Source organism: Sphingobium sp. VMM (assembly GCF_056790315.1).
On sequence record NZ_JBXGSI010000015.1, the window covers coordinates 37,357 to 63,315 of the forward strand.

28 protein-coding genes, 1 other RNA gene and 1 riboswitch are annotated in these 25,959 nt (G+C 66.9%); of the genes, 12 read left to right on the forward strand and 17 right to left on the reverse strand.

Annotated elements, in window-relative coordinates:
* Window positions 1-43 precede the first annotated feature (43 nt).
* From ACUCV3_RS18415 to ACUCV3_RS18425, 3 genes are all read left to right on the forward strand, one after another.
* Window positions 44-574 carry a hypothetical protein gene (locus ACUCV3_RS18415; protein ID WP_138984426.1) on the forward strand — a complete coding sequence of 177 codons (531 nt, stop codon included), beginning with the start codon at window positions 44-46 and terminating at the stop codon, window positions 572-574.
* Complete coding sequence (locus ACUCV3_RS18420) at window positions 574-1,476, forward strand: tyrosine recombinase XerC (protein WP_010336725.1); 903 nt, start codon at window positions 574-576, stop codon at window positions 1,474-1,476. Before ACUCV3_RS18415 ends, ACUCV3_RS18420 begins: the two co-directional genes overlap by 1 nt.
* 74 nt (window positions 1,477-1,550) lie before the next feature.
* Window positions 1,551-1,844 (forward strand): hypothetical protein, encoded by a 294-nt coding sequence (locus tag ACUCV3_RS18425; protein WP_029547570.1) that lies wholly within the window; start codon window positions 1,551-1,553, stop codon window positions 1,842-1,844.
* A gap of 6 nt (window positions 1,845-1,850) precedes the next feature.
* Here the strand turns inward: ACUCV3_RS18425 and ACUCV3_RS18430 are convergent, their stop codons facing one another.
* The 4 genes from ACUCV3_RS18430 to rsmI all read right to left on the reverse strand — a co-directional run bounded on the left by ACUCV3_RS18430 (window position 1,851) and on the right by rsmI (window position 4,904).
* Window positions 1,851-2,450: a DedA family protein gene (locus ACUCV3_RS18430; protein ID WP_010336723.1), complete on the reverse strand. Its 600-nt coding sequence runs from the start codon at window positions 2,448-2,450 to the stop codon at window positions 1,851-1,853.
* A 141-nt stretch (window positions 2,451-2,591) separates the two neighbouring features.
* Window positions 2,592-3,566 (reverse strand): glutathione synthase, encoded by a 975-nt coding sequence (gshB, locus tag ACUCV3_RS18435; RefSeq protein WP_029547569.1) that lies wholly within the window; start codon window positions 3,564-3,566, stop codon window positions 2,592-2,594.
* 130 nt (window positions 3,567-3,696) lie between these two features.
* Window positions 3,697-4,050, reverse strand: a complete 354-nt coding sequence (locus ACUCV3_RS18440; protein ID WP_010336721.1) for a YraN family protein — start codon at window positions 4,048-4,050, stop codon at window positions 3,697-3,699.
* Entirely contained in the window at window positions 4,047-4,904 is an 858-nt protein-coding gene (gene rsmI, locus ACUCV3_RS18445; RefSeq protein WP_482240962.1) for a 16S rRNA (cytidine(1402)-2'-O)-methyltransferase, read from the reverse strand. The genes ACUCV3_RS18440 and rsmI overlap by 4 nt, the downstream gene beginning before the upstream one ends.
* 11 nt (window positions 4,905-4,915) lie before the next feature.
* On the opposite strand from rsmI, the gene ACUCV3_RS18450 reads away from it, so the two are divergent.
* The gene (locus tag ACUCV3_RS18450; protein WP_010336719.1) at window positions 4,916-6,121 is read left to right on the forward strand and encodes a penicillin-binding protein activator; all 1,206 of its coding nucleotides are present in this window, start codon (window positions 4,916-4,918) and stop codon (window positions 6,119-6,121) included.
* A gap of 37 nt (window positions 6,122-6,158) precedes the next feature.
* On the opposite strand, the gene ACUCV3_RS18455 is transcribed toward ACUCV3_RS18450, so the two are convergent.
* From ACUCV3_RS18455 to ACUCV3_RS18465, 3 genes are read right to left on the reverse strand one after another with little or no spacing between them, the layout of a single operon-like run.
* Window positions 6,159-6,932 (reverse strand): ABC transporter ATP-binding protein, encoded by a 774-nt coding sequence (locus tag ACUCV3_RS18455; protein WP_279729590.1) that lies wholly within the window; start codon window positions 6,930-6,932, stop codon window positions 6,159-6,161.
* Window positions 6,926-7,921 (reverse strand): FecCD family ABC transporter permease, encoded by a 996-nt coding sequence (locus ACUCV3_RS18460; RefSeq protein WP_279729589.1) that lies wholly within the window; start codon window positions 7,919-7,921, stop codon window positions 6,926-6,928. The genes ACUCV3_RS18455 and ACUCV3_RS18460 overlap by 7 nt, the downstream gene beginning before the upstream one ends.
* A gap of 12 nt (window positions 7,922-7,933) precedes the next feature.
* A complete protein-coding gene (locus ACUCV3_RS18465; protein ID WP_279729588.1) occupies window positions 7,934-9,778 on the reverse strand; it encodes a TonB-dependent receptor plug domain-containing protein in 1,845 nt (614 codons plus the stop codon).
* 171 nt (window positions 9,779-9,949) lie between these two features.
* A riboswitch (cobalamin riboswitch) is annotated at window positions 9,950-10,191 on the reverse strand.
* 139 nt (window positions 10,192-10,330) lie between these two features.
* Between ACUCV3_RS18465 and ACUCV3_RS18470 the strand changes: the two genes are divergently transcribed.
* From ACUCV3_RS18470 to ispZ, 6 genes are all read left to right on the forward strand, one after another.
* On the forward strand, window positions 10,331-11,320 hold the full coding sequence (locus ACUCV3_RS18470; protein WP_279776259.1) for a threonine ammonia-lyase: 990 nt from the start codon (window positions 10,331-10,333) through the stop codon (window positions 11,318-11,320).
* Window positions 11,321-11,389: 69 nt separating this feature from the next.
* Window positions 11,390-12,013, forward strand: coding sequence for an energy transducer TonB (locus ACUCV3_RS18475; protein WP_279731231.1), 624 nt, complete (start codon window positions 11,390-11,392; stop codon window positions 12,011-12,013).
* A gap of 57 nt (window positions 12,014-12,070) precedes the next feature.
* Window positions 12,071-12,883: a diaminopimelate epimerase gene (gene dapF, locus ACUCV3_RS18480; RefSeq protein WP_279731230.1), complete on the forward strand. Its 813-nt coding sequence runs from the start codon at window positions 12,071-12,073 to the stop codon at window positions 12,881-12,883.
* A gap of 2 nt (window positions 12,884-12,885) precedes the next feature.
* Window positions 12,886-14,127, forward strand: coding sequence for a tRNA (N(6)-L-threonylcarbamoyladenosine(37)-C(2))-methylthiotransferase MtaB (mtaB, locus tag ACUCV3_RS18485; RefSeq protein WP_279731229.1), 1,242 nt, complete (start codon window positions 12,886-12,888; stop codon window positions 14,125-14,127).
* Entirely contained in the window at window positions 14,127-15,065 is a 939-nt protein-coding gene (ftsY, locus tag ACUCV3_RS18490) for a signal recognition particle-docking protein FtsY (protein WP_279731228.1), read from the forward strand. Before mtaB ends, ftsY begins: the two co-directional genes overlap by 1 nt.
* Window positions 15,055-15,708 carry a septation protein IspZ gene (gene ispZ / locus ACUCV3_RS18495; RefSeq protein WP_279731227.1) on the forward strand — a complete coding sequence of 218 codons (654 nt, stop codon included), beginning with the start codon at window positions 15,055-15,057 and terminating at the stop codon, window positions 15,706-15,708. Before ftsY ends, ispZ begins: the two co-directional genes overlap by 11 nt.
* Before the next feature lie 21 nt (window positions 15,709-15,729).
* On the opposite strand, the gene rnk is transcribed toward ispZ, so the two are convergent.
* The gene (rnk, locus tag ACUCV3_RS18500; RefSeq protein ID WP_037516172.1) at window positions 15,730-16,140 is read right to left on the reverse strand and encodes a nucleoside diphosphate kinase regulator; all 411 of its coding nucleotides are present in this window, start codon (window positions 16,138-16,140) and stop codon (window positions 15,730-15,732) included.
* Window positions 16,141-16,560: 420 nt separating this feature from the next.
* Between rnk and ACUCV3_RS18505 the strand changes: the two genes are divergently transcribed.
* Window positions 16,561-17,175: a superoxide dismutase gene (locus ACUCV3_RS18505; protein ID WP_279731226.1), complete on the forward strand. Its 615-nt coding sequence runs from the start codon at window positions 16,561-16,563 to the stop codon at window positions 17,173-17,175.
* Between the two features lie 170 nt (window positions 17,176-17,345).
* Window positions 17,346-17,792 carry a hemerythrin domain-containing protein gene (locus ACUCV3_RS18510; RefSeq protein WP_279731225.1) on the forward strand — a complete coding sequence of 149 codons (447 nt, stop codon included), beginning with the start codon at window positions 17,346-17,348 and terminating at the stop codon, window positions 17,790-17,792.
* A 7-nt stretch (window positions 17,793-17,799) separates the two neighbouring features.
* Here the strand turns inward: ACUCV3_RS18510 and ACUCV3_RS18515 are convergent, their stop codons facing one another.
* From ACUCV3_RS18515 to ACUCV3_RS18555, 9 genes are all read right to left on the reverse strand, one after another.
* Window positions 17,800-19,329 carry a methyl-accepting chemotaxis protein gene (locus ACUCV3_RS18515; RefSeq protein ID WP_278394645.1) on the reverse strand — a complete coding sequence of 510 codons (1,530 nt, stop codon included), beginning with the start codon at window positions 19,327-19,329 and terminating at the stop codon, window positions 17,800-17,802.
* A complete protein-coding gene (locus ACUCV3_RS18520) occupies window positions 19,329-19,649 on the reverse strand; it encodes a hypothetical protein (RefSeq protein ID WP_099233749.1) in 321 nt (106 codons plus the stop codon). The genes ACUCV3_RS18515 and ACUCV3_RS18520 overlap by 1 nt, the downstream gene beginning before the upstream one ends.
* A 72-nt stretch (window positions 19,650-19,721) precedes the next feature.
* Window positions 19,722-20,072 (reverse strand): thioredoxin domain-containing protein, encoded by a 351-nt coding sequence (locus ACUCV3_RS18525; protein WP_279731234.1) that lies wholly within the window; start codon window positions 20,070-20,072, stop codon window positions 19,722-19,724.
* Window positions 20,045-20,593, reverse strand: a complete 549-nt coding sequence (locus tag ACUCV3_RS18530; RefSeq protein WP_279731221.1) for a J domain-containing protein — start codon at window positions 20,591-20,593, stop codon at window positions 20,045-20,047. Before ACUCV3_RS18530 ends, ACUCV3_RS18525 begins: the two co-directional genes overlap by 28 nt.
* A gap of 49 nt (window positions 20,594-20,642) precedes the next feature.
* Entirely contained in the window at window positions 20,643-22,631 is a 1,989-nt protein-coding gene (locus tag ACUCV3_RS18535) for a hypothetical protein (RefSeq protein WP_279731220.1), read from the reverse strand.
* A gap of 55 nt (window positions 22,632-22,686) precedes the next feature.
* An RNA gene (rnpB, locus tag ACUCV3_RS18540) (RNase P RNA component class A) lies at window positions 22,687-23,071 on the reverse strand.
* 29 nt (window positions 23,072-23,100) lie between these two features.
* A complete protein-coding gene (locus ACUCV3_RS18545) occupies window positions 23,101-23,799 on the reverse strand; it encodes an N-acetylmuramoyl-L-alanine amidase (protein WP_004210419.1) in 699 nt (232 codons plus the stop codon).
* A 137-nt stretch (window positions 23,800-23,936) separates the two neighbouring features.
* Window positions 23,937-24,806 (reverse strand): CheR family methyltransferase, encoded by an 870-nt coding sequence (locus ACUCV3_RS18550; RefSeq protein WP_278394642.1) that lies wholly within the window; start codon window positions 24,804-24,806, stop codon window positions 23,937-23,939.
* Window positions 24,806-25,900, reverse strand: coding sequence for a chemotaxis protein CheB (locus ACUCV3_RS18555; protein WP_279731215.1), 1,095 nt, complete (start codon window positions 25,898-25,900; stop codon window positions 24,806-24,808). The genes ACUCV3_RS18550 and ACUCV3_RS18555 overlap by 1 nt, the downstream gene beginning before the upstream one ends.
* Between the last annotated feature and the right edge of the window lie 59 nt (window positions 25,901-25,959).

The following is a 25,959-nucleotide window of genomic DNA, read 5'->3' on the forward strand; positions in this document are numbered from 1 at the left end:
GCGCCACCTGTCCTACGTCGCCCCCCTCTGCTAGGCTGCCGCCATGCGCAACGCAGCCCCTCCCCGCATTCCCTGCTCCACGAAACAAGATTTCCAACTCTTGTTTCATACTGTCAAAATGTGCGGGAAATATGCGAAGTTAAGCGCAGCATTTCCAACAACGGCCTTAGGCCAACCTCTCACCGCCTTGGCGACAATCGGCCTGATCAGTCTGAGCGGCTGCGACACCTACACGGTGCCCGTCGATGCAAGTTATAGTCGCCCCGCCCAGGCAGCATCGCCACCCCCTCAACAGGATTATCAGCTAAGGCTCTGGGTCTCGCCACTCTATGTGCCCATCATCAGCCGGCACCTGAACAGCAGCAGTGCCACCATCTTCGAATGCCGCTCGGGGGTCCGCTTCGCGACGGTGAACGGCTTCACCCACGATCCGTCGTTAGGCTTTCAGGCGCATGTCCGAGTCAAATATACGATGCCCATGAACCGGATGTGCATCATGATGCGAGGCGGTCGCTGGCTGGAACGGTTCGAGACTCTGCCGGCGCAGATCAAACCGATGGATATCCTGTTTTGATGACCGACAGCGTGCCCCCCTCCCTCCCCGAACGCTGGCGCCAGCATCTCAGCCTCGACCGGCGGCGCTCCACCCATACGGTGCGGGCCTATGTCGCCACCGCCGAGCGGCTGGTCGTCTTCCTTGCCGAGCATCAGGGACAGGCCGTGACCGCCGCCAGCCTCGCCCGGCTGGAGCAGGCGGACCTGCGCGCCTATCTCGCCAGCCGCCGGGTCGACGGCATCGGCAATATCTCCGCCGCGCGCGAATTGTCGGCGGTGCGCGGTTTCCTGAAATTTGTCGGCGGCGCGGAAGCCCGTATCCCCCAGCTCAAGGGGCCACGGGTCAAGCGCGGCCTGCCCCGCCCCATCTCCCCTGACGAGGCGCTGGCGCTGGCCGGCGACATTGCCGAGGGCGCGCGCGAAGAGTGGATCGGCGCGCGCGACTGGGCGGTGCTGCTGCTGCTCTATGGCGCGGGCCTGCGCATTGGCGAGGCGATGGGGCTGATGGGCGACATCATGCCGCTGGGCGACACGCTGCGCGTCACCGGCAAGCGCGGCAAGACCCGGCTGGTCCCGCTGCTGCAGCAGGTCCGTTCCGCGATCGAGGCCTATGCCGACCAATGCCCCTGGTCGCCGGAGCGCGACCAGCCACTGTTCCGGGGGGCGCGCGGCGGGCCGCTCTCGGCCGCGCTGATCCGTCGATCGGTACAGGGCGCGCGCGGGCGGCTTGGCCTGTCGGACCGGACCACGCCCCATGCGCTGCGCCACAGTTTCGCGACCCATCTGCTCGGCCGCGGCGCGGACCTGCGCTCCCTCCAGGAACTGCTCGGCCATGCCAGCCTGACCTCGACCCAGGTCTATACGCAGGTCGATGCCGCCCATCTGCTCGACGTCTATCGCGCCGCCCATCCCCGCGCCTGAAACGGCCATGGATTCGCCGTAATCCTGCGTCAGCCTCGCTGGCAGATCCCCGTTGCGACCGGAGGACCCCCAGGATGCTGCGTCTGTTGATGGCCCTGCAAAGCGTTGGCGGCACCGACATCCCGCCCGATTTCGACCTTCAGAAGGTGCAGCCCGCGCCCAATCCCAACGCCATCGTCGTCACCGGCCGCCGCCGCGACGAACGGGTCGACCGCGAGATCGTCGCCACCAGCGACGAGCCACCGCTCGGCCGCGCCGAGACCACCCTGTTCGGCAAGGTGAAAGGCAATGTCCATGTCGAAAGTCAGGGCATGGGCAATGGCACCACGTCACAGCGGGTGATGGTGGGCATCAAGCTGCCTTTCTGAACCACCTCACCCCTTGGGCCGCCAGGTCGCCAGCCGCCAGAGATAGAGCAGCACCGCGCCGACCACGCAGGCGGTCGCCACCGGCCCCACATATTTGTCGATATCGCGGAAATTCTGGCCGAGCAGGAAGCCGGCATAGGCCAGCACCAGATTCCACACCAGCGCCCCGCCGGCAGTCCAGATCAGGAAGCGGACATGGCCCATGCGGAAGAGGCCGGCGGGCAGCGAGATCATCGTGCGGAAGGCCGGCATGAAGCGGAAGACGAAGACGACGATCTGGCCATATTTGCCGAACAGCCGGTCCAGCGCCTCGACATCGCGCCATTCCAGCGTCGCCCAGCGGCCATAGCGGTCGACCAGCGGTTTGAGCCGCCCGAAGCCCAATATATGGCCGACCAGATACCAGAAATAATTGCCGATGGTGGTGCCCAGCGTGCCCGCCAGCAGCAGCCACTCCATCGCCATCCGCCCCTGGCCGACGCGGATGCCGCCAATCCCCATGATCAGTTCGGACGGGATCGGCGGGAAGACATTTTCGAGGATCATCAGCAGGAATATCCCCCAATAGCCCCCTGCATCGATCAGCCGCAGCACCCAGTCGGTCATGCCCCTATGTCCGTTCGTGCTGAGTAGAGGCTGAGCGAAGTCGAAGCCTCGTATCGAAGCATCGCGTGCAACATCCTTCGATACGCCATTTCGACATGCTCAATGGCTACTCAGGACGAACGGAGGAATGGCGCACATCCGTCAAGCCGCCGCCCGCGCCGCCAGGCGGGCGTCGATCGCGTCCCAGATCAGGCTGCCGGTGTCGGTGCCGTCGAATGCGTCGATCGACACGATGCCGGTCGGCGACGTCACGTTGATCTCGGTCAGCCATTCGCCGCCGATCACGTCGATGCCGACGAACAACAGGCCGCGGCGCTTCAATTCCGGCCCCATCGCCTCGCAGATTTCCCGCTCGCGATCGGTCAGCACCGTCTTGGCCGCCGATCCGCCGACCGCCAGGTTGGACCGGATCTCGCCCGCGCCCGGAATGCGGTTGACCGCGCCCGCGACCTCGCCATCGACCAGCACGATGCGCTTGTCGCCCTGGGCGACGCCGGGGATGAAGGCCTGGACCATGAAGGGTTCGACCCACGAAGCCTTGAACAGTTCCACCAGCGAAGACAGGTTCGCGCCATTGCTGCCGACGTGGAACACCGCGACGCCGCCATTGCCATAGAGCGGCTTCACCACGATCTCGCCATGCTCGGCCAGGAAGCTCTTCACCTCGGCCAGGTCGCGCGTGATCATCGTCGGCGGCATGAAGCGGGCATAATCGAGCACGAACAGCTTTTCGGGCGCATTGCGGACGCTGGCAGGGTCGTTCACCACCAGCGTCTCTTCCTGCACCCGCTCCAGCAAATGGGTGGCGGTGATGTAGCTCAGGTCAAAGGGCGGGTCCTGCCGCATCCACACGACATCGACATCGCGGCCCAGGTCCAGCATCTCCGGCTCGCCCAGCGCATAATGATCGCCCTCGACCTTCTGCACCTTCACCGGCCGCGCCTTGGCCAGCACCCGGCCGTCGCGATAGGTCAGGTCGGGCGCCAGATAATGATAGAGCTTATGCCCCCGCGCCTGCGCCGCCAGCATGATGTGGAAGGTCGAATCGCCGGCGATCCTGATCCCTTCCATCGGGTCCATCTGCATGGCGACGGTCAGGGGGTTGAGTTCGGTCATCTTCATTCCTTTTACCGTTCGCCCTGAGCGAAGTCGAAGGGCTCCGCCGAGCGTTAGCGAGGTGACTTGCCTTCGCTGGCGCTCAGGCGTGGGCTTCGACTTCGCTCAGCCCGAACGGAATGGAGAGCCTTCACCCCCCATGCCAGACATTGGCCAGATGGCGTGGCGGGCGGCCGGGCGCAAGGAGGATGACGTCAATTCGCATGTCGTCTCCGGGTCTTGCCAGCTGATGCCATAATATTTCGGCGCTCGCCGCCACCCGTGCCAGTCGGCGTTGGTCGATCGCGACGTCCAGCTCGGCATCGGTGGCGCGGCTCTTCACCTCGACAAAGGCCAGCATCGCGCCCTTGCGCGCGACCAGATCGACCTCGCCCGCGGGCGTGCGCAGGCGCTGGCCGATAATCTGCCAGCCCTTGAGGCGCAGCCACCAGGCGGCGATGCGTTCGGCCTGCCGGCCGCGCTTCTCCGCCTGCTGGCGGTTCACGCCTCGCGTTCCCCTTTCAGCTCGTTCGCCCGGTCATAGAGCGTCCGCCGGTCGAGCCCCAGCTTCTTGGCGACCTCGCCCGCCGCCTTCGACACCGGCAGCAGGGTCAGCGCCTCCCGCAGCGCCGCGTCGGCATCCTCGGCGCTGGCCGGGGGTGCCTCGCCGGGCGGGCCGACGATGACGACGATCTCGCCCTTGGGCGGCGCATCGGCATAGCGGGCGGACAGTTCGGTCAGCGTGCCGGTCGCCGTCTCCTCGAACGTTTTGCTGATCTCGCGGCTGACCGCCGCCTCGCGATCACCCAGCGCCGCCGCCATCGCCGCCAGACTGTCCGACAGGCGCGGCCCGCTTTCGTAGAAGACCAGGGTCGCGCGCAGCGCCACCACTTCGGCCAGCACGTCGCCCCGCGCCTTCGCCTTGCTGGGCAGGAAGCCCATGAACAGGAAGCGGTCGGTCGGCAGGCCCGACAGGGTCAGCGCCGCGATCGCCGCGCTCGGCCCCGGCAGGGTCGTGATCTTGCGCCCCGCCGCCCGCGCGTCGCGCACCAGCTTGTAGCCGGGGTCAGAAATCAGCGGCGTCCCCGCATCCGACAGCAGCGCCACCGATTCGCTCGCCATCCGCTCGATCAGCCGTTGCCGCACATTTTCCGCGCTATGGTCATGATAGGGAATCATCGGTCGATCCGATCCCGCATGGCGCAGCAGCCTTGCGCTGACCCGTGTATCTTCCACGGCGACCACGTCGGCCAACCGCAGGACTTCGGCCGCGCGGGGCGTAAGGTCTCCAAGGTTGCCGATCGGCCCCGCCACGATGTAAAGCCCGGGCTCAAGCCCGGATGCCAATATAGTTTCCATAAGGATCCCAGATGACAGAGACGGATGCCCCCCGGCAAGCGAACATGTTCGCGGCGATGAAGCGCAGCGCGCGATTGCTGTTCGTTGCCAGCACGATCATGCTTGCCGCCTGTCAGTCGATCGTGCCCAAGGGCCCCGGTCCCGCCCAGCCCACCGGTCCCGCCAAGCCGACCGGCCCGGAAGTGACCCAGGGCCTGCCGACCGACACCGCGCGCCACCGCGTCGCGTTGCTGGTGCCGACCAGCGGCCCCAATGCCGGCGTCGGCCAGTCGATCGCCAATGCCACCACCCTGGCGCTGATGGATATCAAGACCGACAAGGTCCGCATCACCACCTATGACACCGCCACCGGCGCGGCGGCCGCCGCCAACCGGGCGCTGGCCGACGGCAACCGCCTGATCCTGGGTCCGCTGCTGGCCGATGACGCCCGCATCGTCGGGCCGATCGCGGCCAAGGCCAATGTCCCGGTCATCAGCTTCTCCAACGACACCAGCGTCGCGGGCAGCAACATCTTCCTGATGGGCTATACCCCCAACCAGTCGATCGAGCGCGTGATCGGCTTCGCCCGTGAAAAGGGCCTGTCGAATTTCGGCGCGCTGGTGCCGCGCGGCACCTATGGCGAGCGCGCCGGCAATGCGCTGCTGCGCGCGGTCGAACAGGCTGGCGGCACGGTCGTGTCGATGCAGACCTTCGATCGCACCCCCGCCTCGATCACCGCTGCGGTCAAGAAGCTGCAAGCCTCGTCCAGCTATGACGCGCTGCTGATAGCCGACAGCGGCCGGGTCGCGCTGCAGGTCGCACCGATCGTGCGCAAGAATGGCGGCGCCAATGCCCGCCTGCTCGGTACCGAAATCTGGAATACCGAAGAATCGCTGGCCGCCAGCCCCGTGCTGCGCGGCGCCTGGTATGCCAGCGTGTCGGACGGCCTCTATCGCCAGCTCGCGACCAAATATCGCACCCGCTATGGCAGCGCGCCGTTCCGCCTGTCCTCGATGGGCTATGACGCGGTGCTGCTGACCGTGCGGATCGCCCAGGACTGGAAGCCGGGCGCCCCCTTCCCGACCGCGCGTCTGCGCGATCCGGGCGGCTTTGCCGGCATCGACGGCGCCTTCCGCTTCAACCGCAACGGCATCGCCGAACGCGCACTGGAAGTGAGCGAGGTCGGCGCCGGCACGATCAGCGTGGTCGATCCCGCCCCGCGCGGCTTCGGCAACTAAGCAAAGGGGGCCGGAAGGCTCCCTTTTCCGTTACAGATCAGACCCGTGCCGTCGGCACGATCAGCGGCAGGCCATCGCTGACGTCGATCCGCGCGGCGACACCATAGACGGATGCCAGCCGCTCCGGCGTCAGCACGTCCATCGGCGCGCCGTCCGCCACCAGCGCGCCGCCATCCATCAGCAGCAGCCGGTCGCAATAGCGCGCCGCCATGGCCAGGTCGTGCAGCACCGTGACAACCAGCGCCCCGCCCTGCGCCTGCGCGCGCAGCAAAGCCATCACATCGATCTGGTGGCCGGGGTCGAGCGCGGCGAGCGGCTCGTCGGCGATCAGCGCCGGCGCGCCCACCGCCAGCGCCCGCGCCAGCAGCACCCGCGCCCGCTCGCCGCCCGACAGCTCGGTCGCGATCCGGCCCTTGAAGCCGGTAACATCGGCGCGGACCATCGCATCCTCGATCGCCGCCTCATCGTCGGCGGTCAGGCGCGACAGCGGCCCCAGATGCGGCAAGCGCCCCAGCGCCACCAGCCGCTCGACCGCCAGGGGCCAGTGCAATGTCTGGCCCTGCGGCAGATAGGCGATGGACCGCGCCACCGCCTGGCGCGACAGCCGCTCGACCGGCGCTCCGTCCAGCAGCGCGCGACCGGCGGCCGGCTTCACCAGCCCCAGCAGCGCCCGCACCAAGGTCGACTTGCCCGCGCCATTGGGGCCGATCACGCCGATCAACTGGCCCGGCGCCATGGTCAGGTCGACGCCGCGCACCGCCAGATGGCGGCCCAGCCGGACGTCCAGTTGCTCGGTCGACAGGGTCACCATAGCCGCCGCTCCCGCATCAGGTGAATGAGGAAGACCGGCACGCCCAGGATCGCGGTCAGCACGCCCAGCTTCAATTCGCTGCTGGTCGGGATGATGCGCACGCCGATATCGGCCAGGGTCAGCAACACCGCGCCGCCCAGCATGGACGGCAACAGCAGCGCGGAGGGCGACCGATCGGTCAGCGGCCGCACCAGATGCGGCACGATCAGGCCGACGAAGCCGATCGATCCGGTCACCGCCACCGCGCCACCGACGCCAATCGCCACCCCCGCCATCAGCCGCAGCCGCGCCCGCGACAGGTCGACGCCCAGCGCCCGCGCGCCATCCTCGCCCAGGGTCAGCGCATCGAGCGCGCGCCCGTCATAGAGCAGCAGCGCCGCGCCGACCGCGATGCAGGGCAGCGCCAGCAGCAGATGGTCGATGCTGCGATTTTCCAGGCTGCCCATCAGCCAGCTCATAATCTCCATCGCGGCGAAGGGATTGGGCGACAGGTTGAGCGCCAGGCTGATCCCCGCCCCCGCCAGCGTCGCGACGGCAATGCCGGCCAGGATCAGCGTCAACGGGCTTTCCGATGGTCCCGCCAGCAGGAACAGCGCGCCGATCGCCGCCAGTGCGGTAACGATCGCCAGCAGCGGCAACGCCATCGGGTGCAGTTCGGACAGGCCGAAATAGAGCGCGATCACCGCGCCCAGCGCCGCTGCATTGGATACGCCCAGCACGGCAGGTTCGGCCAGCGGATTGCGCAGATAGCCCTGCAATGCCGCACCCGACAGGCCCAGCATGGCGCCGACCAGCAGGCCGATCGCCATGCGCGGCAGGCGCAGGTCGATGACGATCGCGCGCGCCACCATATCGCCACCGCCCGCCAGCACCGCCAGGATGCGGGCCGGCGCGATCGTCACCGATCCCAGCGCGACCGACGCGATGGCCGCGACCAGCAGCAGGCCGATCAGCCCCGGCAGCAACAAAGGATGCCGCCGCCCGCTCATGCGCGCCGCCCCTTAGAAGCGGACACGCACGCCGCCATAGGCCGACCGGCCATAGGTGCCATAGCCATAGGCGGTGGCGTAATCCGCATCGAACAGATTGTCGATCCGGCCATAGACTTCCAGATGGTCGCCCACGGGGAAGGACGCGCGCAGCCCGGCCAGCCCATAGCCGTCGAGCCGGCGGGTGTTCGCCGTGTCGTCATAGCTGTCGCCGACCATGGTCAGGGTCGCGCCGGTCGACAGGCCGAAGGACCAGAGATAGTCGGCCGACACGCTCACCGCATTGGCGGCGCGGCGCGGCAGGCGATTGCCGTCGGTGGCCCCGCCCGACCGGTCGCGCGCATCGACATAGCTGTAAGATGCCGCCACCGTCAGCGCCTCGACCGGCTTCAGCGTCAGCGTCGCTTCCACGCCCTTGGCGCGGGTCCGGTCCAGATTGCCATAGGTGTAGGTCGCATAATCATAATTGATCTGGTTGCGGGTATCGCGCCGGAAGGCGGTCAGCGACAGCACCGCCTTGTCCCCGTCCAGGCTCTGGTCGAAGCCGATATCATAGCTTTTCGACCGTTCCGGCCGCAGCGCGCTGTTGCCGCTATAGGTGTCGTAGAGCTGATAGAGCGACGGCGCCTTGAACCCCTCGCCATAGGAGAGGCGGATATTGGTGGCGCCGGCGTTCGGCGTGTAATTGGCGTTGGCACCAAAGGTGGTCGCGCCGCCGAACTGGCTATGATCGTCATGGCGCAGCCCGCCGGTGACGGCCAGGCCGGCAAGCGGCTTCACCACCGCCAGCGCATAGACGCTGTCGATGTTCGCCTTCGCGCTCGCTATGTCGCCAAAGCCGAAATACTCATAGTCCGGCCGCTCATGCTCATAGCCGAAGATCAGCTTGGCCTGATCCACCGGGGCATAGACGCCCTCATATTCGAACCGCAGATTGGTGCCCGAATAGCCATAGTCCGGGTCAGTGCCGCGCACGAAATAATAGTCGCGATCGTTGCGCAGCCAGGTGACGGCAGCGCGGTTGGTCAGCTTGCCGTCGAGCAGCGCCAGGTTGATTCCGGCATAGCCGACATATTGGTCCAGCTTGCTGACGTCGCTGCTGTCCGCCGGCGCGCCGAAGAAGCTGTCATAGTCGAGATCCGCATGGATATAGTAACCGCGCAGGTCGAGGCTCAGGCTGTCGGAAAAGGCGATCTTCAGCTTGGCGTTGGTGGCGATATTCTCATAGCCGTCCTTCTCCACGCCGCCGAACGACCGGCCAACCGAGGAAATGCCGTCGGTGTTGAAATAGGCAACGCCGACGCCGCCCGACACCGCGCCGCGCGTGCCCGACACATCGGCCTTGGCATTCAGCGTGTCGCTATAGCCATAATCGGCCGAGGCATTGACCTCGAAACCCTCGCTCGGCGCGCCGGTCATCACATTGACCACGCCGCCGATCGCCTGGCTGCCATAGACCACCGAGTTGGAGCCGCGCAGCACTTCGATCCGGCGAATATTGCCGGTCAGCAGATGGCCGAAATCATAGCCGTCGCCGATGCCGCTCGGGTCGTTGACCTTGACCCCGTCGATCAGCACCAGCGTCTGGGTCGTCTCCGCCCCGCGCAGCGACACGCCGGTCACGCCGCCGGTGGAGCCGTTGCGGCTGAAGCGGACGCCCGGCGTGGTGGCGAGCAGGTCGACGACATCGACCGCCTGGCGCGTCCTGATCGTGTCGGCATCGATCACCGTGATCGCCTGGCCGACCTCGTCGCGCGGCTGCGCAATGCCCGAAGCGGTGACGACGATATCGTCATCCTGGGCCAATGCCGGCGTAGCGGCCAGCAATGCGATCAGCGAAATCCCCAACATCTTCATTTTATCGTCCCCCGGCGTCCGTCGATTTGGAACCGGGGCGTCCGCACAAGCGGTCGCTGCGTGAGGATCGGGAAGACGCCAGCGCCCCGCCCCACGCACCGATGCGGCCCCGGCCGCCATGGGCGTCGCTCGACGGAAACACCGCGCCATGGCCATCCCCTGGGCCAGGGCAAGAGCGACCAGACGCCGGCAGGTCTCCTGGCTCGCGGGTCAGGGCAGCGATGCGCCAGCCTTCCCGGACTTGGCGGTCCAGTGGCCGGTTCCGGCCCTCCCCTTTTGAAGAGCCTGGGAACCCTGCGCATCGCGCTCACCGCTTACAGTTGCAGGGACAGCCGCGGATTTGGAAGGGCTGCGCCCCCCGCACCGCATTCCCGTTTTCAGCCCTTGCGGGCACCGGCGCGATCATGCGCGTCCGGGGCTTTTGACCGCCCCGGCGCGCGGCCCCCATAAGCCAAAGCACAAGCCCTGCCAAGCGGGCCAGGATCGCCCCGGCGGATCGTTGCGCGGCGCCGGCGGGCGGCTATGCAGGGGCCTCTTACCGAAGGAGCCGACATGTCCGATTCGCTTGCCATCACTGCCGCCGACGTCGCCGATGCCGCGCGGCTGATCGCGCCGGCGGCGGTCCGCACCCCGCTGATCGAGAATGCCGCGCTGAACGATCTCTGCGGCCGGCGTGTGCTGGTGAAGTTCGAGGGGGCCCAGCATAGCGGATCGTTCAAGTTCCGCGGCGCCTATAACCGCCTCGCCCGACTGAACGCTGCGGAACGCGCGGCGGGCGTCGTCGCCTGGTCCTCGGGCAATCATGCCCAGGGCGTCGCCTTTGCCGCGCGCCTGCTCAGCATTCCCGCCACGATCGTGATGCCGGCCGATGCGCCGGCGATCAAGACCGCCAACACCCGCGCGCTGGGCGCCGAGGTCGTCCCCTATGACCGCTTCACCCAGAGCCGCGAGGAAATCGCCACCGCCCTTGCCACCGAACGCGGCGCGACGCTGGTTCCCTCCTTCGACGATCCCTTCATCATCGCCGGCCAGGGCACGATCGGCCTGGAGATATTGGAGCAAGCGCAGGCCGCCGGCGCCGACCTCACGCAGATTCTCGTCTGTTGCGGTGGTGGCGGCCTGGTCGCGGGCACGGCCACGGCGGTCAAGGCCGCCCGCCCGGACATCAGCGTCTATGCGGTCGAACCCGCCGGTTTCGATGATACCGCCCGCTCGCTCGCCAGCGGCACGCGCGAAAGCGTCTCGCCCGACGCGCGCAGCATCTGCGACGCGCTGCTGGCGCCCAGCCCCGGCGCGCTGACCTTCCCGATCAACCACGCCCTGCTCGCAGGCGGTCTGGTCGTCAGCGACGATCAGGTGCGCGACGCGATGCGCTTCGCCTTCACCACGCTCAAGCTGGTGGTCGAACCGGGCGGCGCGGTCGCGCTCGCCGCCATGCTTGCCGGCCTCGCCCCAGCGACCGACGGCGCCACCGCCCTCGTCATCTCCGGCGCCAATGTCGATCCGCAGGATTATGCCGCAATCATTGGCGGGGGCGCTTGACCGCTAGTCTTTCCAATCGGTCACCCTTAGTCTGGTCTGGGGATGCCGCGAGGGTCGGCTTTAGGGGAAATGATGGGAATCGTATCGGTACTGATCCATGCCGTCGCGCTTGTGAACGCGACACCAGCCAATTATCCGGGGGATTGGGTCACTTCGCTGGACTATCCTACTGACGACAAGCGACCACAGGGTGAGGGCACTACATTTTTCGCATTGCTGATCGCGCCCAATGGTCAAGCGATACGATGCGACATCACCCAATCTAGCGGCTCCACTGCCCTGGATCGGAAAACCTGCGCATTGATACTGGCAAGAGCGAAGTTCACGCATGCCACGGACGAAACGGGTAGCGCCATCCACAGCCAATGGCACAGCCGTGTCAGGTGGTGGCGCTCCAATGGCCAGGGCAAGGCGGGCTCCGAACGCTCTGCCGCACCACCCGTTGATCTGGGATTACAGGTCAGCAATCTGCCCGATGGCGCGCGCGAAACAACTGCCAGTATCGTCGTGAAGGTCGACACATCCGGGCATGTCTCCCATTGCCAGGGCGTCAAACCAGATGAGGCAAAACTGGTCGATGTAGCCTGCACCCAGGCCAGCGCCTTAACTCTGGAAGCTGGCAAGGATAATGAAGGCCAAGCCATCCCCTTTGTACGCGCCATGCTCGTCGGCTTTCGCGTTTCCCCGCAATAGCGGCGCCCGCACAGCCAAGACTCGCCTTTTCCGCCCCGCCACACTAAATGCGGCGCCATGATGAGCCGCTTTTCCAAGATGCATGGTCTGGGCAATGATTTCGTCGTGATCGACGCGCGCCAAGCGCCGGTCGCGATGACGGAGGCGCGCGCCCGCGCCATTGCCGATCGCCATGCCGGCGTGGGCTGCGACCAGTTGATCGTCATCGGCGATGCCGACCCCGGTGATCAGGCCGACGTGTCGATGCTGATCTTCAATTCCGACGGTTCGGAAGTGGAAGCCTGCGGCAACGCCACGCGCTGCGTGCCGCTGTTCGTCGGCAAGGATGTGCTGATCCGCACCAGGGCCGGGCTGCTCGATGCCAAGGGCGTGGACGGCGGCGCCAGCGTCGACATGGGCGCGCCCCGCTTCGACTGGGACGCGATCCCGCTCGCTTATCCGATGGACACGCTGACCATGAGCGCGAGTTGGGAAGACCTGCCCGCGCCGGCCGCCGTCAATGTCGGCAACCCGCATGTGATCTTCTTCGTCGAGGATCTGGACGCTGTCGATTTCGAACGGCTCGGCCCGCTGATCGAGCATGACCCGCTCTTCCCCGCCCGCGTGAACGTCAATTTCGCGCAGGTCGTCGGCCCGCAACATCTTCACCTGATCGTCTGGGAACGCGGCGCCGGCCTTACGCGCGCCTGCGGCACCGGCGCCTGCGCCACCGCCGTCGCCGCGATCCGCCGCAAGCTGATGGTCGGCCCGGTGACGGTCAGCCTGCCGGGCGGCGACCTGGAGATCGACTGGGCGCCGGGCGGCACGATCCGCATGACCGGCCCCGCCACCCATGTGTTCGACGGCGAGGCGGACTGGGACCGCTTCTGACCGTGGCTGGTCCCGACATCATCACCCTGGGCTGCCGGCTCAACATCGCGGAGAGCGAGGCTATTCGCGAAATGGCCGGCGCACAGGACGACCTGATCGTCGTCAACAGCTGCGCCGTGACGGCCGAGGCCGTGCGCCAGACCCGGCAGGCGATCCGCCGCGCCAGGCGAGACCGCCCCGACGCCCGCATCCTCGTCACCGGCTGCGCCGCCCAGACCGAACCCCAGACCTTCGCCGCCATGGCGGAAGTGGACCGCGTGATCGGCAACCGGGAGAAGCTGGAGGCCGCCGCCTTCGCCCCGGTGGCGGATAAGGTCAATGTCTCCGACATCATGGCCGTGCGCGACACCGCGCCGCACATGGCCAGCGCCTTTGCCGAACATGCCCGCGCCTTTCTGGAGGTGCAGAATGGCTGCGACCATCGCTGCACCTTCTGCATCATCCCCTATGGCCGGGGGAACAGCCGCTCCGTCCCCGCCGGCGCGGTGATCGACAAGGCCAAGCAGCTGGTCGATGCGGGCTATGGCGAGATCGTGCTGACCGGCGTCGACGTCACCAGCTATGGCCCCGACCTGCCCGGCAGCCCGTCGCTCGGCCAGTTGATCGAACGACTGCTCAAGCATGTCCCGGACCTGCCCCGGCTGCGCCTTTCCTCGATCGACAGTGTCGAGATTGACGAGCGGCTGTTCGACCTCATCGCCCATGAGCCGCGGATGATGCCGCATCTGCATCTCTCGCTACAGGCCGGCGACGACATGATCCTCAAGCGCATGAAGCGCCGCCATAGCCGCGCCGACGCGGTGCGCATCGTCGAGCGGGTGAAGGCCGCCCGCCCGGACATCAGCATCGGCGCCGACATCATCGCCGGCTTCCCGACCGAGGATGAGGCCATGTTCGCCAACAGCCTGGCGCTGGTCGCCGATTGCGACATCGTCCATGGCCATATCTTCCCCTATTCGCCGCGCACGGGCACGCCGGCCGCGCGCATGCCCCAGCTGGATCGCGCCACCATCAAGGCGCGCGCCGCACTGCTGCGCGACGCCTGCGCGGCCCAGCGCGACGCCTGGCTCGCTCGCCTGGTCGGCACCCGCCAGTCGGTGCTGGTCGAACGCAACGGCCTGTCGGGCCATGCGGAAAATTTCGCGCCGGTGCGCTTCACCACGCCCCAGCCCCCCTCCACGATCGTCGCGGCCCGCATCAGCGGCCTTGAGAATGGCGCGCTGATCGCGCAAGAGGCGCAATAATGACTGACACCGGCACCAGCTGGCGCGACCGCCTCTTCGGCGGCCTCAAGCGCACATCCGACAAGCTCGGCGAGAATCTGACCGGCCTTTTCACTAAGGCCGCGCTCGACGACCAGACCCTCGACGAGATCGAGGAAGCCCTGATCATGTCCGATCTCGGCCCGGCCATGGCCGGCCGGGTTCGTGATCGCCTCGCCGAGGGGCGCTACAACAAGGAACTGACCGAGGAATATCTGCGCGAGATCATCGCGGAGGAGATCGAGAAGGTGCTGGCCCCGGTCGCCCGCCCGCTCGAGATCGAGGCCTTTCCGCGGCCGCAGGTGATCCTGGTGATCGGCGTCAACGGATCGGGCAAGACCACCACCATCGCCAAGCTCGCCAATAATTTCCTGGAACAGGATTATGGCGTGATGCTGGCGGCGGGCGACACCTTCCGCGCGGCCGCGATCGGCCAATTGAAGGTCTGGGCAGAACGCCTCGGCGTGCCCATCGTCGCCGGCAAGGAAGGCGGCGACGCCGCGGGCATCGTGTTCGACGCGGTCAAGCAGGCCACGGTCACCGGCATCGACGTGCTGATCGTCGACACCGCCGGCCGCCTGCAGAACAAGACCGAACTGATGGACGAACTGGCCAAGGTGCGCCGCGTGCTCGGCCGATTGAACCCGGCCGCCCCGCACGACGTTGTCCTGGTCCTCGATGCCACCACGGGACAGAATGCGTTGAACCAGATCGAAGTATTCAAGGAAACCGCACAGGTCACGGGCCTGGTCATGACCAAGCTGGACGGCACCGCGCGCGGCGGCGTGCTGGTCGCGGCGGCGGAGAAATATCGCCTGCCGATCCATGCCATCGGCGTGGGCGAAAAGATCGAGGATCTGCGCCCCTTCGATGCCGGCGACATGGCACGCGCGATCGCGGGGACGGCCTATGCCCGCTGACGCCAAGAAGCCCGCCCATGGCGGCAGCCTCAGCCTCGCGCTCGATTTCGGGCCGCTGCTGGTCTTTTTTCTGAGCTACAAGGGCGCGGGCTGGTTCTGGGGTGCGGGCAATCCGATCACCGCCATGAGCTTTGGCACCGCCGCCTTCATGGCCGCGATCGTCATCGCCGTCATCATCTCCAAGGTGAAGCTCGGCCGGGTCTCGCCGATGCTGTGGCTCTCGGCGCTGCTGATCCTGTTCTTCGGCGGCCTCACCATCTATTTCCACGACCAGCGCTTCATCCAGTTGAAGCCGACCATCATCTACGCCTTCTTCGCGCTGATGCTGTTCGCCGGGCTGCTGCGCGGCAAGCCGCTGCTCAAATATCTGCTCCAGGCCGCCTATGACGGGCTGACCGAGGAAGGCTGGCGCAAGCTGTCGCGCAACTGGGCCTTCTTCTTCGTCTTCATGGCGGTTGCCAACGAGCTGATGCGCCGGACGATGAGCTTCGACACCTGGCTCGCGGTCAAGGTCTGGGGCGTCACCATCGTCTCGGTCGTGTTCGCCGGCGCCAACATCCCGATGCTGCTGCGCCACGGCCTGACCCTGGACGACGGCCTCGACAGCGACGAGGTGGGCGAAACCACCCCGCCGCAGGGCTGACAAAGCGCTGACCTACGTGGTTCAGGCCTGCGCCTGAACCACCTCGTCCACCATGATGTCGCGCAAATGGCCGTCGCGGTCCGGCCACAATATGGCATTGCCTGCCCGCATCCCGATCAGCGCGGCACCGACCGGCGTCAGGATCGATATCCGGCCCAGCGCCACATCGGCATGGCTGGGATAGACCAGCTCCACCCGGCGGGGCGTCCCGCGCGCGCCATCGCGATAGAGGATGGTCGATCCCATCGCCGCGACATCGGCCGGCAGCGCCGCCCGGCTGCACAATTGCGCCCGGCCGACCTCCTCCAGCAACAACTGGCTGACGTCAGGAAAGCGGTCGCGCGCCGCCCAGGCGAGGTCGGAAATCATGTCAGCTTCGGATTCGACGATATGGATCGGCGGCACGGCCGCCCACTTCTGTTGCAGGGTCATGGGAAAACTTCCTGATAGGGGTGCGCGCCCGGTCCTCGGGCGCAAAGCGTCAAGAAGGGTGCCCCGAACCTGCCGGCAGCGCGCCTGTCAGGTCCGGGGCGGATGGCCCGCGAGAAGCTGTCCCCCATGATGGCGGAAGCGTGCAAAGATGACCTTGAACGGCATGGCCGAGATCATGTTCGGCCCCGTCCCGCCTGTCAAGCAAGCCGCCCCGGCCCTGCCCGGCCGTTATCGCCCGAAAGCCCCGCCAACCGCCTGTTTCTGCGATCGTTTCGCAATAGGCACATATTGGTTTTCTTGGGCGTTGGGTGCGCATATGGGAAGCGATGGAGGCGTCCACGCCCCGCATGGACCATATGATAAACCGGCATCGCAAGCATCACTGCGAGCCGCCCCATAACGAACCCGAGGAGTTCCGCCATGGCCTTTGTTCTGCCCGACCTTCCCTATGCCAAGGACGCCTTTGGCGACATCCTGTCGGTCGAAACCTTCGACTTCCACCACGGCAAGCATCACAATGCCTATGTCGTGAAGGCCAATGAACTGGTCGCCGCCGACGAGAGCCTGCAGGGCAAGTCGCTGGTCGAACTGATCAAGTCGTCGAAGGGCGGCCTGTTCAACCAGGTCGGCCAGATCTGGAACCACACCTTCTACTGGAACTCGCTGTCGCCGGTGAAGACTGCCCCGACCGGCGACCTGCTCGCCAAGATCGAGGAAGCCTTCGGTTCGGTCGACGCGCTGATCGAAAAGCTCAAGGCAGAGGCCGTCGGCCACTTCGCCAGCGGCTGGGCCGCGCTGATCCTGAAGGACGGCAAGCTGGAAGTGACCAGCTATCATGACGCCGACACCCCCGTCGCGCATGAAGGCCATGCCCCGCTGCTGATCCTCGATGTGTGGGAACATGCCTATTATATCGACTATCGCAACCTGCGCCCGGCCTATGCCGAAAAGCTGCTGAAGGAAGCGATCAACTGGGACTTCGCGGCCCTTAATCTTGACGGCGAGGGCGCAAGCCGCGCCGACCAGCCGGCCTGATCGCGACAGGCTCCGATGGAGCCTGATCCCCAGGATCGATGACAGAAGGACCGTCCGGTGCGCAGGCGCCGGACGGTCTTTCTTTTTTACAGGCTTTGCGCGCTTTGCCCGCCCTGCGCTCCAATCCCCTCTTAACGCCGGCCGACGCATGATCGCACGGGGCAGGGAGGATGATCGCGATGAACATGGACGAGTTGGGCACGCAGCATGAGGAGATCGCCCTGATCGCCGCGCAACTGCGCCAGGCGATCGCCGATCCCGACCAGCCCCAGGCGGTGAGCGCATTGCGCTGGCAACTGGCGCGCAAGCTGATGGCCCATCTCGCGCTGGAGGATCGCATCCTCTACCCCGCGCTCCAGCGCCAGGGCGACGATCGCGTCCGCACCACCGCCGCCCGCATCCAGGCCGAGATCGGCGCGCTGGCCGAGAGCTTCGCCCGCTACATGGCCGCCTGGACCGACGAGCGGATCACCCGCGACTGGCGCGGCTTCTGCGCCGACAGCGGCCGGATATTGGATGCCCTTGCCCGGCGGATCGATCGGGAAGAGCGCGTCCTTTATCCGCTGGCACGCTCCCTTGATAACCAGGCAACCGGCCAGATAGCCCGCGCCGGCTGACCGGCGATCAGGCCGCTTCCAGCTGAGCCACGAACAGGTCGGTCGCGCGCTGCAACTCCTGCGCGGTGCGCGAAAGGCCGGCCGCCGCGCTCGACACGCGATCGGACAGATTTTCTGTATTGCGCGCGACATCGGCCACGGTCGCCATCCGCTGCGCCATATGATCGGCGTCGCGGGCGGTATCGCGCGCCGACTGGCCGATCGCCGCCGTCGCATCGCGCTGGTCGGCCACCGCACGCTGAATCGCCTGCGCCGCCTGCGCCAGTTCCTCGACGCTGCCGGCCACCTCGGACAGGGCTTCCTGCGCCACCCCGGCCCCCTGCCGCGCGGACGAGGCCAGCGACTGGATTTCGCCGGTCGCACTCGCCGTCTGGTTGGCCAGCTGCTTCACCTCGCCGGCCACCACCGCAAAGCCGCGCCCGACCTCGCCGGCCCGTGCCGCCTCGATCGTGGCATTGAGCGCCAGCAAATTGGTGCGGGCGGCAATCTCGGTAATCGAATCGGCGAAGCTGGTGATCGACGCGGTGCGCCCTTCCATCGCCTGCATCGCCTCATGCCCCGCCACCGACACGCGCTGCGCCTCGCCGCCCAGACTCGCCTGCTGGCTGGCCGCCGCTGCAATCGCGCTGATCGATTCGGACAATTGCTCGATCCGCCGCGCCAGCACCGCCGCGCTGGCCGAGGATTGCCCCGCCGCCGCCATCGTCTCGTCCGTGCCCACACTCGCCCGGCGCGCCAGATCATGCAGCAGCCCGGCCGATTCCTTGAGTTCGCCCGTTGCCGCGCTGACCGCGCTCACCACGCCCGCGACCGACTGGCGGAAGGCGCCGACCAGCGCCAGCGTCTCGCTGCGTCGGTCCTGTGCCATCCGTGTCTTTTCGGCATCCCGCTCGATTCGCAGATGCGCCTCGCGCGCATCGGACTGGCGCTGGGCATCCATCGCCGATTCCGCCGCATTGCGCCCCGCCTGCGCTTCCCGCGCCAGCCGGGCCGTGTCCGCCACATGTGCATCCTGCGCCAGCAGCAGCGCATGCAGCTTGATGCTGAGATAGCCCAGGATCGTGCCTTGCAGCACCACCGCAAAGCCATGGACGATGACCCGGCCGAGCTCCGCCTGCCCCGAAAACACCCAATTGGGCGCGACATAGGTCAGCACCAGATGATGCAGCGCGATCAGCACCGACGCCAGCAGGATCGGCCGCCAGTCGTAGAGCACCGCCAGCGAGGCGAGCGCCACGAAGAAATACATGTGCGCGTCCATCTGCCAGACATGGCCGCTCAGCAGGAACAGGGTGATCGCCGGCTGCACCGCCGCCAGCGTCCCCATCACCAGCCGCACCTCCAGGTCGTTGCGACGCCGCATCACCATCCAGGTCGGCAGGATATTGGCCAGCGCCGACAGCAGCATGGCGGGCGCCGCCCGCTCATTGCCGATCATCATGCCGCCAATGCCGATCAGCACGGTCCAGATCAGGCTGCACAGCAGCAGGATGCGCAGGCCATGCAGGCGCAGACTTTCGAGACTGTTGAATGCCATCAGGCCAATCCTCCCACCGGTTCGCCACAGGCCGCGGCAAAGGCGCGCAGCGGCAATATGCCGCCCCGCAACAAGGGCAGCAGCGCGTCGCGCTGCCCCTCCACCACCATCGATCCCGGCAGGCGTCCGCTCGCCACCAGCCGGGCGCCATGCGCCACCGCATCAGGCACCAGATGCGCACGCGCGCCGGCCGTCATCGGGATCAGCAGGATGCGCCCCTGCGCCGGCGGATTGCCGTAGAGCAGGGCGAGACCCAGGAGGATGATCGCGAGCTGGACCAGCAGCACCGCACCGCGCGAGGAAGGAAGCCATATCCGCATGGCATCCCCCCTAGGAAATGTTGGTAAGGATAGGCTTAACAGACCCGCCGGGATTTACGCATTTTGCGTAAGTCAGCCCGGATTCTGCGATTCCGCCTGCGCCGGCAGGTCCAGTGCCGTCGCCAGTGCGTCCAGATCCGCCCCCGGCCGCACCAGCAGCCAGTCGCGGCTGGCGGCGCCATTGACCACCGTGACCGCGCCCCTGGGACAGACGCCTAGGCAATTCACCTCGATGATGCCCGCCGCCGCCTTGCGCCCCTTCTTCAGCGACAGATGCCGCCGCAGCGCCTTGGCCAGCCGCTCCTCGCCATCCTTGCCGAAGCCGCCGTCCAGCTTCTTCGAGCATTTGCGGCAGACCAGCACGGCATTTTGCCAGTTGGACCGGACATGATCCTTCAATCGCTGGCGCCCCGCGGCTTCCAGGTGCGCCGTTCCTCGGCCGCGCGCAGCACCTCATAGGCGGCCTGGATCGTCTGGAACTGCACCGCCGCCTCGGCATCGCCCGGCTTCACGTCAGGATGATATTCCTTGGCCAGGCTGCGCCAGCTCTTGCGCACCGCCTCGAAATCGGCGTCATCCTCCAGCCCCAGCGCCTGCAGCGCGTGCATCTCGTCGCGCGACCGGCTGCCGTCGCCGGGACCGCCCCAGCCATGATGGGCGCTCGACTGATAGCCGCCGGCATCGCCCCGTTCGGTGCGCTCGCGTTCGGCCCGCTCTTCCTCGTCCAGTCCCTGAAAATAGTCCCAGTTACGGTTATATTCGGCCGCATGCTCGCTGCAGAAATACCAGCGGTCCGGGCTGTTGGGCGATTTGGGCGCGGGGCAGTTACCCGGCTGGTCACAGCCGAAACGGTCGCAGATGCGCACGCGCTGCGCTTCCCGCGTCGCGCCATAGGCACGCCAGCGGGGAAAACCCCAGTCATTGGATCGGCTCTGTCTTGCCATCGGACCAAATTAGGGAAGCCGCGCCCGGAAAGCCAGCCCTGCGCCGGGATTAGCGACGGAAAGTCACCCCCTGCATGTTGCCGCCGCAGCCAAGGCCACCATCGGGGCGATAGCTTTGCTCATATTTGGCCCGCGTCACGATCTTCGTGCCGTTGGTGCCAAAGATCATCGGCGGATAGGTGATGACGGCCCGCTGGTTGCGGGTCGTGCCGTCCGCCGCGATGTCGAACTGGACCCGCGTCCATCCCTCGACACCCACGGACACCATGTCCGTGGGATAATCGGCGGAGGATACTGGCGCGCTGCGCAGGCTGGGCTTGGCATCGACGATCGAACATTGCTGCGCCGACAATCCGGTCGCGGCATAATCGGCCCGTGCCGCTTCCAGATTGCCGCCGGTCGCCTGCAGGCTCGCCCGTCGCACCAGCGCTGCCACGCGCAGCGGATCATTGGCCGGCAAGGCGCCATCGTCGATCACCGCGTTCAACAGCGCCTGCGACCCGGCCTTTTCCCTGGGCCTCAGATCATCATAGGCCAGGATCGCGAAGGTCGCCCGTGCATCGGCATCGGCCTGATAATCGGCGGCGCGCAACGCATAGGGGGAATCGGCCCGGATACGAATATCCACATGCTCGGCGGCATCATGGACCAGGCGGTCGACCAGCAATTGCGCCAGCGGCGGGGCATCCGCCGTCCGCACCACCCGGCGCAGCAGCGGGCCATAGGTCTCGACATCCTCGCGCGCGGCCATCGATCCGGCGAGCAGCGGGATCAGCACCGGCACCAGTTCCACCGTCGTATCGCCCTTCTGGCTGCGGATCAGCTGCGCCTGCTGCAACAGCAGCGCGCGCTGCCGGGTCATCGGCACATTGTCCAGCACCGGGCCGGGAACGCGCCTGGCCTCCAGCCAGTCGCCCAAAGCCTTGGTCGGCCCCGCCAGCATCGACGGACCGCCTTCCGCGGTCGAACAACGCAGTTCCAGCCGCGTGACGAACCGGAACAGCGCCGGGATATTCTTCACGTCATCGGGCCGCCACGACCAGTCCCGCACCGCCCGCGCGAACGCGAGCGCCGACGGGCCGGGACGCGATCCATAGACCGGCCGGGCATAGGAAACAGCGCCGCTGTCGCTGATGCCGAATTCCACCACGGCATAATCGTCGGGCTGGACGCCATCCTCACCACAGCGCGGCAGCGCCATGTCCGCGCCCTGGGTAAAGTCCTGCTGCGGCATGCGCCCGGCACCGGTATAAACCAGATAATTGCGCGCCGTGTCGCGATGGCCGGCCAGCATGGCCGCGATCGACGCATCCGACCGGGTCACCAGATCATTGAAATCGACCCTGGTGGTCAGCCCGCCCTGCTGCTTCACCGCCCGCGCGAACAGTTTTTCCGCAGGATCGAACTGGCCCAGATTGAGCAGCGCCCGCCCCCGGATCAGATCGATATGCGCCAGCGACGCCTTGTCGAACATCTTGGGGTCCGCGACCGCGATGGCATTGGCCGCTTCGGCGGCCTTCAGCGCTTCGGCCGGATCGACGAACGTGCCGGCCTGCGCCTGTCCCAGCAGCGCCTGGATGCGCGCCGCCGGCCCCTCCGCTTCGGCCAGCGCCGCGCTGAAATGGGCCAGCGCGCCGACATAGTCGAGGTCGCCCATCGACACGCGGCCCAGCGTGTAGGCGGCACGATAACGGTCGGTCGACAGGCTGGCATCATCCCTGGGCAGGGCCGGCGCCGCCTGATTCAGCAGGTCGCGCGCCTCGGCCCAGCGCGACAGTTCCGCCAGCACCATGGCCTTGCGCACCCGCACGATCGCCAGGCTGCGCGGATTGCGCACCACCCGGCCTTCGAGCGCAGTGAGGATTTCGAGCGCGCGGGGATAATCCGCCGCCTCGGTGGCTTGCGTCGATTGCTCGAACAATTGCTGGATCGTGCCAGTTGCGGGGGCAGACGTTGCCGGCGCCGCATCCTGCGTCGCATGGCCGATAGCGGGCATGGCGGCCATCGCCATCAGCAAGGCCAAATATCTGTTACGCAAACCATATCCCCCCAAGACCACGGACCGGTTATTGCGATAACCTCGCAACAGGGGAAATGCCAGAGGGCCTGTAAGCCGGGTTCTGTCCACCCCCAAGGGGGATAGGCGACCATTCCTCTAGGGGACGGATTGCTCCGTCCCTCAAGCAACCAACCCGGACGGTCTCAGTCGAAACAGACCTAGCAGTCAAGCTGCGCGCCGCCCCTATTCGGTCTTGCTCCCGGTGGGGTTTACCGTGCCGTCTTGCGTTGCCGCAGACGCGGTGCGCTCTTACCGCACCCTTTCAATTTCACTGGGCCGAAGCCTTAGTGACCTGCTTTCTGTTGCACTGTCCCTTGGATCACTCCAGCCGGCCGTTAGCCGGCACCGTCATTTCGTGGAGCCCGGACTTTCCTCGCCGTGGAAGTTACCCGCCACGCCGCGGCCGCCCGGCCCTCTGGCACAGGCGCCTATAGGCGCAAAAATCGGGTCAGTCATCCCCTGTCGGCTTGGGCAGCAACAGGGCGAGCAAAATCGCCCGGCATTCGCCGTCGATGACGCCGTCGATCAGTTCCGGGCGGAAGCGCCGCTGGAAGGCGACGACCGCCGGCTCCGGCTCGGCAATGTCATAGCCGAAGCGTTCGAGCGCCAGCATGAAGCCGCTATCGGTCCAGTGCGGGTCCATCAGATTCTTGGTCGGTCGCGGCAGCGCCAGCCGCAGCCGCGCCAGTTGCCCCCAGGGGAAAAGCTCGCCCGGATCCTGCTTGCGCGCGGGCGCGATGTCGCTGTGCCCGACGATATTGCCACGCGTGATCCGGTGGCGCTGGACGATGTCGTGGACCAGCGGGATCAGCGATCCCATCTGCGCCTCGGGGAAAGGCCGATAGCCCCATTCATGCCCCGGATTGACGATCTCGATGCCGATGCTGGCACTGTTCACATCGTCGATGCCGCGCCAGTGCGACCGGCCGGCATGCCAGGCGCGCTTGTCCTCGGCCACCATGCGGATGATCTGGCCATCCTCGGTCACGACATAATGGGCCGACACCTTGGATTCGGCATTGGCCAGCCAGTTGATGGCGCTCGCCGCGTCCGGCATGCCGGTATAATGGAGCACCAGCATGGTGATCGGCAGGCTGCGCTCGTCATAATTGGGCGACGGCGTCTCGATCATGGGGATGTCGGTCATCGCAAAGGGCCCGTCACCACGAAAAGTCCAGTCTCACGCCCTGTTCCGCCCTGCGTCGCGCCGCGTCATGCAGCCACGAACGGAATCATGGCCGAGACCGGCGCGGCAATCAAGCGTGGTAAATGATCGGCGGACGATTAGCCCGCGCGCCGGGCCGAATTGCCGGCATCGGTCGAAGGCCCCCTCCGCGCATAGCTGCCGCGAAATTCGGGATGCGGCACGAATTCCTCGCTCTGGCCGATCACCGTCTCGCCCGCGCCCAGCAGCAGCACCGATCGGTCATGGCTGTGCCGTGCCAGCAGGTCGAACACGCTCTGGCGCCGTTCGGGCGAGAAATAGAGCAGCACATTGCGGCACAGCAGCAGGTCATAGGCGCCGGTCGGCACCCGCGCGGCAAACAGATTATCCTGACGGAAGTCGATCATCCGCCGCAGCTCCGGGTTCGCGCGCCAGTCATCGCCCGCCGGCTCGAACCATTTGATCAGGTCGCCGATAGGCAGGCCGCGCTGCACGTCCATCTGCGAGAAAATGCCGCTGCGCGCCTGGTCGATCGCCGCGCTCGAAATATCGGTCGCCAATATCTCGATCCGCCAGCCCGCCCAGCGCGCCGCCTCGTTGCAGAAACGGATCGCCAGCGAATAGGCTTCCTGCCCGGTCGAACAGCCCGCGCTCCAGATCCGCAGCACCCGGTCGCCCCGCGCCTCCTGGATGCGCGGCAATATCTGCCGGTGGATGAGGTCGAATATCTGCAGATCGCGGAAGAAGCTGCTTTCGTTGTTCAACAGCGCGTTCACCACATCCTCGTCCAGCCGCGGATTGCGGCTGCGCAGCAGCTTGCCGGCCAGTTCATCGATATCCTGCAACCCATGATCGCGCAGCACCGGCTTCAGCGCCGTCTCCATGCGCCAGGCCCGCCCCTCGGACAGAACCTGGCCGGTCCGCGCTTCCAGCAGACCCGTCAAAATCCGGGCAGCGCCCGATCCCATCCTGGAAGGGGGCAAGGCCATCAGTCGTTCATCTTTCCGCGTCGTGCGACAAAATCCATGATCGCATGGGGTTCCATCAGGGCACAGGTCAGCCCTGCCCCCGCGACCGATCCCGGCATCCCCCATACCACGCTGCTTGGCTCATCCTGGGCGACGATCCAGCCGCCCGCTGCCACGATGTCCCGCGCCCCGGCCGTGCCGTCGCGGCCCATGCCGGTCAGCACGATCCCCGCCGCGCCCGCGCCATAGACATCGGCCATGGCGGCGAACATCGGGTCGACACCCGGCAGATTGCCCGACGGCGTCCGTTCCGGGTCCAGCACCACGCTCACCCGGCCATGCAGCCCGCGCCGCAGCAGCAGGTTGGCGTCGCCCGGCGCGACATAGACGGTGTCGGGCGCCAGCTGGTCGCCGGCCTCCGCCACCTTGACCCGCAGGCTGGTCATGCGCGCCAGTTGCTGCGCGAAATAGACGGTGAAACTGACCGGCAGATGCTGGGTCAGCAGGATCGGCACGCCCAGCGGCGCGGTCAGGCCGCTGAACAACTGGCTGAGCGCATGGATGCCCCCGGTCGACGCCCCGATGCCCAGGCAGGCCAGGGGTTCGACCGCTGCGCCGGTCGCATGGGCGGACGGAACCATGGTCGACCGCTGCGCCGGTGCCGTCGGCGCTTCGCCGCCGAACAGCCGGCCGAGCCGATCGATCAATGCCTGCGGAAATTGCTCGCCAAAGCTGCCGCTGCCCGGCTTGGAAAGAATATCGCTCGCGCCCAGCGCCAGCGCCTCGATCGCCGCCGCACTGCCCTCCTCGCAGCGGCCCGACAGGATCGCCACCTTACCCTGCGGGTTCGATCGCAGGATCGCGGGGAGCGCGGCCAGGCCGCTCTGGCCCGGCAGTTCGATGTCGAGCAGCACCAGGTCGACGCTATGTTCGGCCAGATAGCGCAGCGCATTTTCCGCGCTGTTGGTCTTGTGGACGACGGTAAAGCCGGGATCGGCGTTCAGGATGCGCTCGATCACCGTGCGCACCACCACCGAATCGTCAACCACCAGCGTGCGCACCGCGGGAGCGGTGTGGCTGTCGAGGCTGACCATGGTCGGCACGAAGACGGTCATTGACGGGCTTTCAGAACGAAGAGGCTGGGAAAGACGGCGATATCCTCGAAGGGAGGGAC

What these genes read in the sequence shown, in the direction of transcription:
- ACUCV3_RS18415 (WP_138984426.1), top strand. Translation starts at nt 44, where the DNA reads ATGCGCAACGCAGCCCCTCCCCGCATTCCCTGCTCCACGAAACAAGAT.
- ACUCV3_RS18420 (WP_010336725.1), top strand. Translation starts at nt 574, where the DNA reads ATGACCGACAGCGTGCCCCCCTCCCTCCCCGAACGCTGGCGCCAGCAT.
- ACUCV3_RS18425 (WP_029547570.1), top strand. Translation starts at nt 1,551, where the DNA reads ATGCTGCGTCTGTTGATGGCCCTGCAAAGCGTTGGCGGCACCGACATC.
- ACUCV3_RS18430 (WP_010336723.1), bottom strand. Translation starts at nt 2,450, where the DNA reads ATGACCGACTGGGTGCTGCGGCTGATCGATGCAGGGGGCTATTGGGGG.
- gshB (WP_029547569.1), bottom strand. Translation starts at nt 3,566, where the DNA reads ATGACCGAACTCAACCCCCTGACCGTCGCCATGCAGATGGACCCGATG.
- rsmI (WP_482240962.1), bottom strand. Translation starts at nt 4,904, where the DNA reads ATGGAAACTATATTGGCATCCGGGCTTGAGCCCGGGCTTTACATCGTG.
- ACUCV3_RS18450 (WP_010336719.1), top strand. Translation starts at nt 4,916, where the DNA reads ATGACAGAGACGGATGCCCCCCGGCAAGCGAACATGTTCGCGGCGATG.
- ACUCV3_RS18455 (WP_279729590.1), bottom strand. Translation starts at nt 6,932, where the DNA reads ATGGTGACCCTGTCGACCGAGCAACTGGACGTCCGGCTGGGCCGCCAT.
- ACUCV3_RS18460 (WP_279729589.1), bottom strand. Translation starts at nt 7,921, where the DNA reads ATGAGCGGGCGGCGGCATCCTTTGTTGCTGCCGGGGCTGATCGGCCTG.
- ACUCV3_RS18465 (WP_279729588.1), bottom strand. Translation starts at nt 9,778, where the DNA reads ATGAAGATGTTGGGGATTTCGCTGATCGCATTGCTGGCCGCTACGCCG.
- ACUCV3_RS18470 (WP_279776259.1), top strand. Translation starts at nt 10,331, where the DNA reads ATGTCCGATTCGCTTGCCATCACTGCCGCCGACGTCGCCGATGCCGCG.
- ACUCV3_RS18475 (WP_279731231.1), top strand. Translation starts at nt 11,390, where the DNA reads ATGATGGGAATCGTATCGGTACTGATCCATGCCGTCGCGCTTGTGAAC.
- dapF (WP_279731230.1), top strand. Translation starts at nt 12,071, where the DNA reads ATGATGAGCCGCTTTTCCAAGATGCATGGTCTGGGCAATGATTTCGTC.
- ftsY (WP_279731228.1), top strand. Translation starts at nt 14,127, where the DNA reads ATGACTGACACCGGCACCAGCTGGCGCGACCGCCTCTTCGGCGGCCTC.
- ispZ (WP_279731227.1), top strand. Translation starts at nt 15,055, where the DNA reads ATGCCCGCTGACGCCAAGAAGCCCGCCCATGGCGGCAGCCTCAGCCTC.
- rnk (WP_037516172.1), bottom strand. Translation starts at nt 16,140, where the DNA reads ATGACCCTGCAACAGAAGTGGGCGGCCGTGCCGCCGATCCATATCGTC.
- ACUCV3_RS18505 (WP_279731226.1), top strand. Translation starts at nt 16,561, where the DNA reads ATGGCCTTTGTTCTGCCCGACCTTCCCTATGCCAAGGACGCCTTTGGC.
- ACUCV3_RS18510 (WP_279731225.1), top strand. Translation starts at nt 17,346, where the DNA reads ATGATCGCGATGAACATGGACGAGTTGGGCACGCAGCATGAGGAGATC.
- ACUCV3_RS18515 (WP_278394645.1), bottom strand. Translation starts at nt 19,329, where the DNA reads ATGGCATTCAACAGTCTCGAAAGTCTGCGCCTGCATGGCCTGCGCATC.
- ACUCV3_RS18520 (WP_099233749.1), bottom strand. Translation starts at nt 19,649, where the DNA reads ATGCGGATATGGCTTCCTTCCTCGCGCGGTGCGGTGCTGCTGGTCCAG.
- ACUCV3_RS18530 (WP_279731221.1), bottom strand. Translation starts at nt 20,593, where the DNA reads ATGGCAAGACAGAGCCGATCCAATGACTGGGGTTTTCCCCGCTGGCGT.
- ACUCV3_RS18545 (WP_004210419.1), bottom strand. Translation starts at nt 23,799, where the DNA reads ATGACCGACATCCCCATGATCGAGACGCCGTCGCCCAATTATGACGAG.
- ACUCV3_RS18550 (WP_278394642.1), bottom strand. Translation starts at nt 24,806, where the DNA reads ATGGCCTTGCCCCCTTCCAGGATGGGATCGGGCGCTGCCCGGATTTTG.
- ACUCV3_RS18555 (WP_279731215.1), bottom strand. Translation starts at nt 25,900, where the DNA reads ATGACCGTCTTCGTGCCGACCATGGTCAGCCTCGACAGCCACACCGCT.